Source organism: Streptomyces albipurpureus (genome assembly GCF_023701525.1).
Taxonomy (GTDB): domain Bacteria; phylum Actinomycetota; class Actinomycetes; order Streptomycetales; family Streptomycetaceae; genus Streptomyces; species Streptomyces albipurpureus.
Genome location: NZ_JAMQAW010000011.1, coordinates 205,741 through 218,431, shown reverse-complemented (window position 1 = coordinate 218,431; position 12,691 = coordinate 205,741). Strand labels below are relative to the sequence as shown.

The following is a 12,691-nucleotide window of genomic DNA, read 5'->3' as shown; positions in this document are numbered from 1 at the left end:
CCCACGAGGTGGCTCTCACCCCCACAGCCAAGAAGGTCAACGCAACCCGCCGTCGCTACGCCCTGACCGACGACGACACGCTCACCTTCGTCCATGACCTGGCAGCGGTCGGCCTACCGCTGCAACACCACCTGTCGGCACAGCTACGACGCCAGGACAGTGGTAAGTGACGCAGCGCTGATGACCATTGGCCGTGCGGTTGCCCCTGTGTTCGTTGTGGAGCAGGTTGCACGGGTTGGTGACTGTGCGGTTGGTGACTGTGGAGTTGGTGACCGGGGGTGGTCGGAGGGGCGGTGCGGGAGTGTGATCCGGGTAGTGGGTGGAAGAGGGGCGCCGACTGCCATGGATCAGCCGCGGTTCGAAGACCCCCGGTCCTCCGGTTGCGGTGGGGGACTGCGGTGGTGGTGGGGTCCGCGTCGGGGCAGTCGATGCCGTACATCACGTCGTGATGCGGTGCGAAGGGCCTGAGTGCGGTGAAGCTCGTACCCCCACCGGGACCCCCAGACATCGATGGCTCCCAAAGCCGTTCCCCCGGCCCGGGGGAACGAAAGCGAATCCGACCAGAACCCCATCCGGATCAGCCCATGGCAACAAGGTTCTGCTGGAGTGACCTTGGGGCGCGCGGTCTGTCCTTCGCCTGCTACTGCCCCCGCCGACGGTGTTGGGAGGCCTCGCCCGGGTGCACCATCCCCCGCGGTGTGCCTCGGCCGCCGGTGGTCCTCGTCGGTGAGAGCCACCCTCGGGGTCCCGTTCGGAAGGCCAGCGGCTCCCATGCGGTGACCCTCGCCCGCCCGGCGCCGGGCCCATCAGTTGGGTGACGGGGCCGGGTACGCATTTCGCTCACTCCGTGCGGGTATACGGTCCTGCGTGCCGGGAACCTCACCACTCCGCTGCCAGCGGTCGGCCGCACCCGCATCGGACCCCGCTCCGGCCCTTTCCGCCCGAGCACAACACAGGGATGGACGGACTTGTCGTCGAGGTGTCTGGCGGTGGGCAGGGGACCCGGACCTGGCATGGCATCGCTGGAGTGGATCTCCAGCGAGAACCCCGTTGCCATCTCCACCAGGGCCGGTGGCGACGAGATCCACGAATCCACCCATGCCGTCCCCGGTCCTGAGCAGGATCTGCTCGCCCAGGGGCCCATCGGCACCAACGCCGCCGACTCCACCCGGACGAGGCTGCTGCCACATCCCCTTCCTGCATCGGGCACGGATCGCCCGGACATCAAGGAGCACTTCACTACGCCCCCCGCGCGGGGTGACTTGGAAGGCGCTCTCGCCGTAGAGCGGACACTTCCCAGCGATCGCAGCCCAGTGCGTCAGGGGGACCTCCAGCACCTTCCAGTGCACCCCCTGGTGCGGCAAGGAGCCATGTCATGCCCCCTCTTCCCAGCGTTCAACACGAGGTTGAACGCATCAACGCGAGTGTGACGCTGAAGGACGTCAGACGTTCGATCGTCATATGCTTTCTGGCCTGGACGTTCGCCGTGTACGACTTCATTCTCTTCGCGAACCTACTGCCCGTCATCAGCGATGAACTGGGCTGGACCAGTGCACGCGCCACCGGCATCAACACCTGGGTGACCGCGGGCACCGCTCTGGTCGCTCTTCTGGTCGGCCCCTTCGTGGACAGGTTCGGGCGGCGCGCCGGGATCGTGGGCTGCGTTGTGGGGGCCGCGGTCGCCTCGCTGCTGACCTGGTTCGGAGGCTATGCGGCCGGTGCGATCGGGACCGCGGGCATCGTCCTGCTCGTACTGATCCGTGCGCTGGCCGGCGTCGGATACAGCGAACAGGCCGTCAACGCGACCTATCTCAACGAGATGTTCGCGCATGTCTACACGGACGAGAAGTCCGTCAAACGCCGTGGCTTCCTGTTCTCCATCGTGCAGGGAGGTTGGCCCGTCGGCGCGGTTCTGGCCGCGCTTTCGATCTACATCCTGGAACCGATCGGCGGCTGGGAACTGTGCTTCATCGTGGCGGTCTTCCCGGCGGTCTTCATGCTGTTCGCGGGGCGCAAGCTCAAGGAGAGCCCGGTCTTCGTCGCCAAACGGCGAGTCGCTGAGCTCAAGGCGGAGGGTCGGGATGAGGACGCCGCCGAACTGGCCAGGCTTACCGGCCAGGACCACAGCGAGCACAAGGCGGGGCTCGCGGGCCTCTTCCGGGGGGAGTCGCTCAGAGCGACCGTCTCGTTGTCGGCCGCGTTCCTGTTGAACTGGCTCGGCATCCTGGCGTTCGCCTTCCAGGGCACGCTGATCCTGGTCAACGGCAAGGAGGTCTCCTTCACCGGAGCACTGGAGGTCCTCATCGTCTCCAATGCCGCCGGGTTCCTCGGATACCTCTTCCACGGCTGGCTGGGCGACCGCATCAACCGGCGGACGACGATCTTCGCAGGCTGGCTGATCTCGGCCTTATGCTTCACGATCATGGTTCTCGGGCCGGCCGGCAACTTCCCGCTGCTGGTCAGCGCATACGCGGTGGGTACCTTCTTCCTCATCGGTCCCTATGCGGCCATGCTGTTCTTCACGGGCGAGTCGTTCCCGGTGGAGACCCGGGCCACCGGGAGTTCGTTCATCAACGCGCTGGGACAGGTGGGGGCGATCATCGGCGGCGCGCTCTTCACCGCGACGCTCTCGGCCGCAGGGTCCAGCTCGCAGGAGCAGGCCGACGCGTGGATACGGTCCGGTCTGATCTGGGGCTGTCTGCCCATCCTGCTCTCCGCGTTCGCCATTCTGTTCACCCGCAATGTGAAGCCGATCAGCAGCACGGACGAGCGAGCCGGCGCGGGCCGAACCTCAGGCGTTCCGTACCGGGCCTGACGTTCACCGGCTGTCCGCGGGCGCGGTGTTCGCTGTCGCGCCGGTCGTGGCGGGACACCAGGCTTCGGCTGCCCCTCCCCCTGTCGCACAGGGGGAGGGGCCACAGCGGGGCCGACCGAAGGGTTACGGGGAACGGCACCAGGTCAGCAGCGCTCCGCTCCCCGGTCTGCTTCTGGCGGTGGTTCGGCGCGTACGAGCCCGCATCGCACTGAGTGCTTCCGCGCGGTGCTGATCAGTCCCGTGGTCAGTGGGGCCGACGGTCGAACCAGGACTGGAACTCGGGCTTCCTCGAGCGGACGACCAGCAGAATCGCCGGTATCAGAAAGACCAGCCCGAGGGCTGATATGAACAGTCCGAGGAAGAGGACCACGGCCAGCAGGGCCCAACCGTAGGCGCGGGTCGAAGCCAACAGGCCAGGGTGGCGGTCGCCGAATCTGAGGGAGGTGGCGATCGCCCACGCGGCCATCACCAGCATGAGTACCCCGAAGAAGACGACGAGCCCCGAGTTCTCATGGCTCTTCTCGAAGAGCCTGTCCGGCCGCTCGCCCCAGATGGCCGTGGCGATGTCGACGCTGTTGGTCACCATGGCGAGTCCGATGATGCCCTGTATCCCCCCGATGGCCAGCATCAGTCCCCGAAGGAACCTGACGGCGTGGGGCAGGTCCGCCCCGCCCGTCGGCTGAGGAGCACCCTGCACCCAGGGGCGATACGCCGGTGGGGGACCGGGGTTGCTCGCGGGACCACCATCGGGGCGAGGATTTCCGCCCGCCCTGGAGTGTCGCGTCGGTTCCCGGCCTAATGAGTCCTCCGCGTCGCCCACACTCATCCTGGCGGCCTCCCTCAGCACATTGCCTAGTTCTGCGCGCCATGATCGACGGGCGAGATTCCGCTGTCGAGTCACAACTCGGCCAGGGCTGACGCGAAAGCACCGTAGACAGATAGTCGGCGCGGCCAGAAGCGCACCCACCCGGTTCACTCCGGCTCGCGGCGGTCGGAGGTGAGCGCGGCCAGGCCCACCAGATCGTCCGCCTGCGCGTCCGGTACGTCCTGGTCGAACCGGGACAGTGCGCGGATGCGCAGCGACACCGCGCCGAGTACCAGGATCGCGATTCCGAGCAGGAGGTAGAGCAGACCGATGCCACGGCCGGAACCCGTTCCCAGCAGGGCACCCACGGTGTCGGCCAGTCCGCCGCCCGGAGCCATCAACGCTTCCAGGAACTCGCTACCGAGCGGGGCGATCAGCAGATAGCCGATCGGCAGGGTGGACCAGGCGACCAACTGGTTCAGGGACATCACCCGGCCATGGAACCGCTGGGGGACCTTCACCTGGACGATCGTCAGGTAGATGCCGTTGAGCAGCGAGAGCGACGCTGACATCCCGAACACCCCGGCGCCGACCATGAGCAGATCAGGGCGCAGCCCGGTCAGTACGCAAAACAGTGCCAGCACCGGCACCACGAGCAGCATGCCGCGCATCCGCCGACGCCGCGGTCCGCCCCAGATGCCCATCGCCAGTCCACCGACCAGTGCGCCCACTCCGCCGGCCAGTGACACCGTGGCCACCGACGCGAGGCTGGAGAAGCCCAGCACCAGGGGTGAGACGAGCTGGAAGAGCACCGGCAGAAACAGATTGAGCATGGCGAAGAACACCAGCATCGCCCGGAAACCGCGCTGCCCCATGACCAAGCGGAACCCGGCCACGATCTCCTGACGCAGGGTCTCCCGTCGCCGGGACGGCAGGGTGCGGGGGAAGCGCACGACCAGCAGAATCGCCGCTGCCACCGTGTAGCTGACCACATCGAGGAGCAGGACCCCGCTCAGACCGATCGCGGCCAGCATGCCGACCGCAGCCAGTGGGGCGACCACCTGGGCGATACCGCCCGAGATCTGGACGACGCCGTTGGCATGGCCGAGGTAGCGCTTGGGCACGAGCTGCGGGATCGCTGACTGGAAGGCGAGCCGCTGCCCGGTGAGTGAGACGGAGAGAATCGCCATCAGACCCCCCACGTGCCAGGGCCGCAGGTTTCCGAACGCGTCCAACAGCGCCAGCACCGCCTCGGCGGTGCCGCAGACCGCGGTGGAGACCAGCATCACCCGCCGCCGGTCGATCCGGTCGACGAGACCGCCCAGTACCGGCGCCGCCAACAGCCCCGGCGCGATTCCGAGCACGGCGAAGAGGCCGAACCAAGCGACCGAACCGGTGTGGAGGTAGATCCACAGGGGGAGGGCGAACTCGGTCAGCGCGGAGCCCGTCTGCGAGACCAACTGCGAGGCTGCCACCGCGACGAACCGTCGGGTGTCACGCCGGGTGCGGGTCACGTCCGCTGACTCTTCGGCGGTGGCCGACGCGCGGTGGACGCCGTCCAACCACCAGGTCGCGCGCTCGGGCCGGCGCTCGCGCGCCAGCCCGGCCGGGTCGCCGTCGACGACCGCCGGGTGCACGGATGTGACGATCTCGGCCAGCTCGGCCGCCCGGTGCTTGAGGAAGTAGTGGCCGCCCTCGTCCAGTACGGCCACGGCGGTGGTGGTGCCGAGGAAGCCCCACTCCCGAAACCGCTCACGGTGGAACTCGGTGCCCGGGTCGGCCGAACCGATCACCGAGACCACCGGCGACGCCAGCCCGGTGGCGGGCCTCGCCAGCCGCTCGGTGAAGTACGCCTCGGCGGCCCGTGAGTCCTCGCGCACATTGTGGACGATCGTGGTCAGCTGCTCCGGCTCCAGGCCCTCCAGGTCGGCCCCCATCGAGCGGAGCCAGTTCAGATGGAGCCGTCCGCTGCGCCGCCGGTCGAGCACGGAGAAGCGGGAGAGTAGTCCAAGGAGGCCCTCGGTCGGCCGGGCGAAGGGGAAGATACCGCCCAGGTAGACGGCGGCGGGCTCGCGTCCCGCCGCGGCCAGCTGGCGGGCCAGCTCGACGGCCAGCGCCGCGCCCACCCCGCAGTGCCCGTACACCGCGACCGGTCCCGCCACCCCGGCCAGGACCTCATCGGCGCAGCGCCGGGCGACCTCCTCCAGCGGCAGTGACTCCTCCGACATGCCGAGGTCATGCCCGGGGACGGCGACGGCGTGTAGTGCCACCCCGGCGGGCAGCGCGTCGGCCAGCGGCTGGTAGACCACGGCGCTGCCGCCCCCGTAGGGCAGGCAGACCAGTGAGAGTCGCACGGACTGCGGGGATTGACGAGGTGTCAGTTCATGGAGCAGACGGCGTGGGCCGCGTTCCTGTTCGGATCGGCCCGCCAGGGTGGCCAGTGCGGCCACGGTCCGCTCCTGGAAGACGTCCATCAGGGTGAGCTGCGCCTGCGGACCGAGCAGGCGGCGCAGGGCGGCCACCATCCGGATGGCCAGCAGGGAGTGGCCGCCGAGGTCGAAGAAGTCATCGTGCGCGCCGACGCGTTCCAGGCCGAGCAGCCCGGCCCAGAGACCGGCGATGATCTCCTCGACCTCGGTCCTCGGTGCGAGGTACTCGGCGTCTTCGGCGCAACCGGAGGCTCCGGGCTCGGGCAGGGCGCGCCGGTCGACCTTGCCGTGGGCCTGTCGGGGCAGCTCAGGAAGGAGCACAAAGCGGGAGGGGACGAGATAGTCCGGCAGCTTCTCCGCCAGCAGCCGGCGCAGTTCGGCGACCGGCGGCGGGGTGGTCTCGTCCGAGGGCACCAGATAGCCGACGAGGGCGAGTTCCCCGGCCGGCCCGCGGGCGGCGGCGACGGCCTGCGCGACGCCGGGCAGCCGGGCGAGATGGGCTTCCACCTCGCCGAGTTCGACCCGGTAGCCACGGATCTTGACCTGGTGGTCGCCGCGACCGAGGAACTCGACGGTGCCGTCCGGGCGAAGCCGGGCGAGGTCGCCGGTGCGGTACATCCGGGCCGGGCCAGGCCCCTGGGGGGTGCCGCGCGCCCCGGCGCCCAGGGCGGTCTCGGTGGCGAAGGGGTCGGGGCGAAACCGTTCGGCCGTCAGCTCCGGCAGGCCGAGGTAGCCCCGCGCCAGCCGGTCACCGCCGATCCACAGCTCACCGGGCACCCCGGCGGGCACCGGGCACAGATGCCGATCGAGCAGATAGATCCGGGCCCCCGGCAGCGGGCGCCCCAGCGGTGTGGTGGGTCCCGCGGTCGGCTGGTCCGGGTCGATCAGCAGGGTGGTGACGCCAACGGTGGCCTCGGTCGGGCCGTAGTGGTTGACCACCCGGCAGCCGGTGCGGGCGCCGGTCGCGGCGAGCTGACGGCTCCACTCCCACCCGGAGGCCTCTCCACCGAGGATCAGCAGCCGGCGCGGCAGTAGCACCGACGTGTCATCCACCTCGGCACTGAGCGCTGACAGATGGGAGGGCGTGAGCTTGACGCAGTCGATGCGCTGGTCGGCCAGATAGGCCGCGAGCTCGGTGCCCCCGGTGCGCGGATCGAGCAGATGCAGCGAACCGCCGGTGGTGAGCGAGAGGTAGAGGGTGGTCAGACCGAAGTCAAAGGCCAGCGACTGGAGCAGGACGTATCGTGCGCCGTCCGGCAAACCGGCCTCGGCGAACCGCTGCCGTACCCCGGCGAGATAGGTGAGCACCTGGCGGTGCTGTACTGCCACGCCCTTGGGCGTGCCGGTGGAGCCCGAAGTGTAGATCACATAGGCCAGGTGGTCCGGGCCCGTGTCACTGTCCGGCGGGGTGCCGGGCGCGGCTGCGAGTCGGCCCCGTGCCTCCTCCAGCAGCAGGACGGGTGCGTCCGAGCCGGTCAGCAGGGCGCGGTGGGCATGAGTGGTGACCAGCACGACCGGCGCGGAGTCGGTCAGCATATGGCCAAGGCGTTCGCGCGGCTGCTCGGGGTCCAGCGGTACATAGGCCGCACCCGACTTCAGCACCGCGAGCAGGCAGACGGCCTGCTCCAGGCCCTGATCCAGACAGACTCCCACCAGAGCGTCGGGCCCGGCCCCAGCGGCGCACAGCAGATGCGCCAGCCGGTTGGCGCGCTGATCGAGCTCGGCGAAGGACAACGTCTCGCCCCGGTGCACCAAGGCGGTCGCGTCCGGGGTGCGGGCGACCTGCCCGGTGATCGCCTCGGCGAGGGTGGCGGCCGATGGCAGGGCGGTAGCGGAATCGTTCCACTCGTACAGGAGATGGTGGCGCTCGTCGGGCGTCAGCAGTTCGAGTGTGTCGACGGGTGCGGAGGGATCGGCGGCAGCCCCCCTGAGCACGCGCTGCCAGTGTCCGGCCAGCCGGGTGACGGTGGCCGCGTCCCAGAGATCGGTGCGGTAGGTGAGGAAGGCGTCGAGACCTCCATCGGTTTCGGTGCAGTACAGACCGAGGTCGAGGTGGACGGCACTGCCCTCGAAGGGAAAGGTCCGCCATTCCAGCCCACGCGGGCGGAACTCCTGGGCGCGGTGGTTCTGTAGGGCGAAGGAGACCTGGAAGAGCGGTGGCCGACTCATCTCCCGCGGTAGGTCCAGCGCCTCGACCAGTCGCTCGAACGGAGTCTCCTGGTGCTGTTGCGCACCCAGCGCGGCGGTGCGGACCCGAGCCAGTACGGTCGCGAAGTCGGGGGAGGCCTCCTGGTCTCCCCCTTCTCTCGCGTCCGCTGGCGCGCTCAAGTCGGCTCGCAGCGGCAGCATGGTGCTGAACAGGCCGATCAGCCCCTCGGTCTCCTCCACCTGACGGCCCGCGAACGGGGTGCCGACGGCGAAGTCCGACTGCCCCGACCAGCGGCCCAGCACCACTTGGAAGGCTGCCAGCAGCGTCATGTAGAGGGTGGTGCCCTTGGTTCGGGACAGCGCCCGGGCGGCCTGGTACGCCGATGGGTCCAGCCGGAAGCTGTACGTGGCCCCACCGGGCTCCGGTAGCGCGGGGCGGGGCCGGTCGACGGGAAGGTCCAGCGGCGGCACGCCGGCCATGGCCTCGCTCCAGTACCCGAGGTCGGCGGCGGCTTGCGGGAGCTTTTGACGCTCGCGCTGCCAGTGGGCGAAGTCGCCGTAGCTGAGCGAGGGCGCGGTCGGTGCGGGCTGGCGTCCGGCTGCCAGTTCTTGGTAGCCACCGAGCAGTTCGTCCAACAGCACCCCGGCGGACCAGCCATCGCCGACCAGGTGGTGCTGGCAGATCACCAGCACATGGTCCTCGACGTCCAGGCGCAGCAGCGCCGCCCGCAACAACGGCCCTTGCGCCACCTCGAACGGTCGGTCGACCTCGGCCTCCACCAGCGCACGGGCGGCCTCCTCCCGGCTGTCGACGGGGAGATCGGTCAGCTCGTACAGCTGCCAGGGCACGGTGAAATCGGCGGCCGGGGCTATCCGCACCCGGGGTCCGCCCTCCTCGCCGGCGGGGAAGGAACTCCGCAGCGTGTCGTGCCGAACGGCGACCAGGCGCAGCGCCTCGGCCAATGGCTCGGGCCGCAGCGGACCGAGCAACCGACCGACCGTGGGCAGTACATAGGCCGCGGTCCCCGGGGTCAACTGCTCGACGAACCACAACCGCTCCTGCGCGAGTGAAAGCGGTACGGGTGTGCCGGGCGGGCGAGGGGTGATGATCGGCGGCTGGCCGGTGTCCCTCGCGCGCTCGCGCAGTCGGCGGGCGAGGAGTGCGCGCTGCTCGTCGGTCAGTGCCGTCCGCGCCCGGCGGACGGTGGAGAGCATGGGAACAGGGGGTGCGGGGTGGTCCACGCGTTCCATCAGCTCTCCTCGGACAGCAGTTCAAGGGTGACGGCATCGCTCACCGCGGCCACCGTGGGCTCGTCGTAGAACACCTGGAGGGGCACCTCTGCGCCGAGTCGACGTCTGATGCGCGCCGCGACCTGGGTGATGGTGAGTGAGTGCGCCCCGAGGTCGAACAGATCGTCGTACAGGCCGATGGAGGGCAGGCCCAGCACTTCGCACCAGATGGCCGCCACCTCGGTGGTCAGCTCGTCCCATGGCTCGTCCGACTGGTCCGTCACGCTCGCTGGATCGTTCGTCGGCTGCTCATGGACCGGTTCGGGCAGACTGCGCCGGTCGGTCTTGCCGTTCGGCGTCAGGGGGAGTCGGGGGAGCGGATGGAAGACCGCGGGGACCATCACATCCGGCAGTGTCAGGGCGAGGAAGGCACGAAGTTCGGCGGTCGTCGGTATGGGTAGGCCCACCCGCCAGACCGGGTAGGCGGCGAGCACCTGACCGCGCGGTTCCTCTGCCGAGCCGCGCACGGCGACGGCAGCCGTCGCCACCGCGGGGTGCTCCTGGAGTCGCGCCTCCACCTCGCCCAGTTCGATCCGATGGCCACGCAGCTTGATCTGGTCGTCGAGTCGGCCCAGGCAGTCCAACCCGCCGTCGGGTCGCAGCCGGGCCAGGTCACCCGTGCGGTAGTAGCGCGCTCCTGTCTCGGTGTGGGTGATGAAGCGGTCGGCGTTGAGTTCCGGGCGGTTGCGGTAGCCCCGGGCCAGGCCCGCGCCGCCGAGCGCCAGTTCACCGGCCACGCCGTGGGGTACGGGGCGTCCGTCCGAGGCCAGGATCAGGGCGGTGGTGCCCGCGATCGGATGGCCGATGCTCACCTCCCGCGGTGCGGGAGGCAGTTCGGCGCTGGTGGACCAGATGGTGGTCTCGGTCGGCCCGTAGACGTTCCACAGCCGTCCCACCCGCTCGCGCAGTCGTCGGGCGAGCGGCAGCGAGAGCGCCTCGCCACCGCTGAGTGCCGTCAGGCCGGGTGCTCTCAGCCCGGCGTCCAGCATGAGCCGCCAGCCGGACGGAGTCGCCTGGAGATGGGTGACCGCGTGCCGCTCGACCAGGCCGGTCAGCGCCCGGCCGTCACGGACCTGTGCCTCATCGGCGATCACCACCCGGCCGCCGGTGACCAGCGGCAACAGCAGTTCCAGGGCCGAGATGTCGAAGGAGAGCGAGGTGACGGCCAGCCAGCTGTCCTCAGGGGTGGCGGCCAGTTGACCGCGGAAGGCGAGGAGTAGATGGGCCAGTGCGCCATGCGGCACCTCGACACCCTTGGGGCGGCCGGTGGACCCCGAGGTGTAGATCAGATAGGCGAGGTCATCCGGTGTCACCGTCGGCAGCACAACGGGATCGGTCGCTGGGGCCCCAGCGGTGCACAACAGATCATCGAGCAACAGGATCCGGCCCTGGCCGGCGACCCGCTCGGCCGTGCGCCGCTGGGCCAGCGCGACCGGTGCCCCGGCGTCGGCGAGCACAAAGGCGATCCGTTCGCTCGGGTACGTTGGGTCGACGGGCAGATACACGCCACCGGCCAGGGTGACGGCGAGCACGGCGGCCAGCATCTCGGGCGAACGCTCGGCGCAGACGGCGACCACCGTGCCCGGTGTGACCCCGACCGCCACCAGCCGGCCGGCCAACTCCCGTGCGCCTGCGGCCAACTGCGCGTATGTGTAGGTGAGTTCGCCCGAATGAACGGCGACTCGCTCGGGGTGCGAGGCGAAGGCGCCGATCAGCAGGGAAGGCAGAGTGGCGCCCATCGCTTCGGGGGCGGCCGCCGGGCCGCGCACCGGTGCCGACTCCGCCTCGTCCACCAGGGACAGGTCGGCGAGCGCGGCTCCCGGGGCGGCCACTATCGAGGCGAGCAGTTGGCGCAGATGGGCGCCGATGCGCTCGGCCCGGTCGTGAGCCAACAGCCGCGTCCGATACATCAGCAGCACCCCGAGCCGGTCCGGGCCGTCCACCAGGTGCACCCGCAGCGCACCGCGCGCGGTGCCAGGAAAGAGCACCCAGTCGATGGTGGTGCTCAGCCCCACGAACTCGACCGGGGCGATACGGCGACGATAGGTGAACGACACCGGGGCGAGCGCCACGCCCGGGCGCAGTCCCCGGACGGCACGGGCCAACGGCACCCCGCGGTGTGGATAGCCGGCGCGCAACTCGGTGCGCACTTCGCGGGCGAATTCACCGAACGGCAGTCTCGGTTCGGGGGCCGTGACCACGGGCAGCTCATTGACGTGTACGCCGATCCGGTCAACGGTCTCGGGGCTGCGGGTACCGAGGTCGACCGCCACCGCCGGGCGCTCATTGCCGTAGCGCGACAGCAGGGTGTGCAGCGCTGCCAGCAGCAGTTCGAAGAGGGTGACCCCGAGCTTCTCGGCGGTGACCGCGAGATCGGCGCGCAGCTGCGGATGCACATCGAACGACACCGCCGCACCGGGTCCGACGCCATCCGATGGCTCCGCAAGGAGGCCGGGGAGCAGCACCGCGGCCTCGGGCAGCGGCCGATCGGCCCAGTGGGCGCTCGCCGCAGCCAGGGCCAACGGGCCCACGGCCGTCTCCTCGCCGCCGGTCGTCGCCGTGGCCAACGGGGATGGAGCGGGGGCGGGGCCCCCACCGGTGCGGTGGGCGTAGCGGGCCGCGAGGTCGCGGAGGAACACATCGGTGGAGGCGCCGTCAAAGGCGATGTGGTGCGCCACGACCAACAAGGTGGCATGAGTGCGATCGGTCCGCAGCAGGGTGAATCGGGCCGGTGGTCCGATCGCGAGGTCGAACGGCACCGCGCTCAGCTCGGCCAGCTCCGCGGTCAGTCGCGCGGCCGTCGTCTGCCGTATCGTCAGTTGCGGTGTCGCGGCCGGTATCAGAACGGGCAGGCCGTCTTCTTCCCGGATGGCCCTGGACAGCGCCGGATGTTGTGCTGCCAGGTCGGCGCAGGCAGCCGTCAGCGCCGCCTCGTTCAGCACCCCCTCGAAGTGCACGGCGAACGGCATGTGGTGGACGGAGCCGAGCGGGCCGAGCCGCTCATTGACCCAAATGCCCTGCTGGGCAGGGCTGGTAGGGATGCTGGTCACAGGGATTCCTCAGTCAGTCCGGGCGCTCGGGGCGGGGCGGGTAGGGAGGGCAAGGGGCGGAGCCGGGCGTCTTGATGCGGCGGCGGCTCGGCAGTACGGAGGCGGCGCGGGCGGTGCTGGTGCGACCTTGGCCCGGTGATCAGCAGCGGGCGTC

At 70.2% G+C, this 12,691-nt stretch carries 5 protein-coding genes; 2 read left to right on the top strand and 3 right to left on the bottom strand.

The window, feature by feature from the left end; translation table 11 throughout:
* Nucleotides 1–170 (top strand): heme-binding beta-barrel domain-containing protein (locus NBG84_RS15145; protein ID WP_250920068.1); only part of this gene is annotated, 170 nt, incomplete at its 5' end.
* Nucleotides 171–1,375: 1,205 nt separating this feature from the next.
* The gene (locus NBG84_RS15140; RefSeq protein ID WP_250919952.1) at nt 1,376–2,815 is read left to right on the top strand and encodes an MFS transporter; all 1,440 of its coding nucleotides are present in this window, start codon (nt 1,376–1,378) and stop codon (nt 2,813–2,815) included.
* 244 nt (nt 2,816–3,059) lie between these two features.
* Here NBG84_RS15140 and NBG84_RS15135 read toward each other — a convergent pair whose 3' ends face one another.
* The 3 genes from NBG84_RS15135 to NBG84_RS41110 form a co-directional block, all read right to left on the bottom strand.
* A complete protein-coding gene (locus tag NBG84_RS15135; RefSeq protein ID WP_250919951.1) occupies nt 3,060–3,443 on the bottom strand; it encodes a hypothetical protein in 384 nt (127 codons plus the stop codon).
* A 344-nt stretch (nt 3,444–3,787) separates the two neighbouring features.
* Nucleotides 3,788–9,448, bottom strand: coding sequence for a non-ribosomal peptide synthetase/MFS transporter (locus tag NBG84_RS15130; RefSeq protein ID WP_250919950.1), 5,661 nt, complete (start codon nt 9,446–9,448; stop codon nt 3,788–3,790).
* Nucleotides 9,448–12,537 (bottom strand): non-ribosomal peptide synthetase, encoded by a 3,090-nt coding sequence (locus NBG84_RS41110; protein WP_250919949.1) that lies wholly within the window; start codon nt 12,535–12,537, stop codon nt 9,448–9,450. Before NBG84_RS41110 ends, NBG84_RS15130 begins: the two co-directional genes overlap by 1 nt.
* Nucleotides 12,538–12,691 lie beyond the last annotated feature (154 nt).

Coding starts and splice junctions, on each gene's coding strand:
- NBG84_RS15140 (WP_250919952.1), top strand. CDS start 1,376: ATGCCCCCTCTTCCCAGCGTTCAACACGAGGTTGAACGCATCAACGCG.
- NBG84_RS15135 (WP_250919951.1), bottom strand. CDS start 3,443: ATGCTGGCCATCGGGGGGATACAGGGCATCATCGGACTCGCCATGGTG.
- NBG84_RS15130 (WP_250919950.1), bottom strand. CDS start 9,448: ATGGAACGCGTGGACCACCCCGCACCCCCTGTTCCCATGCTCTCCACC.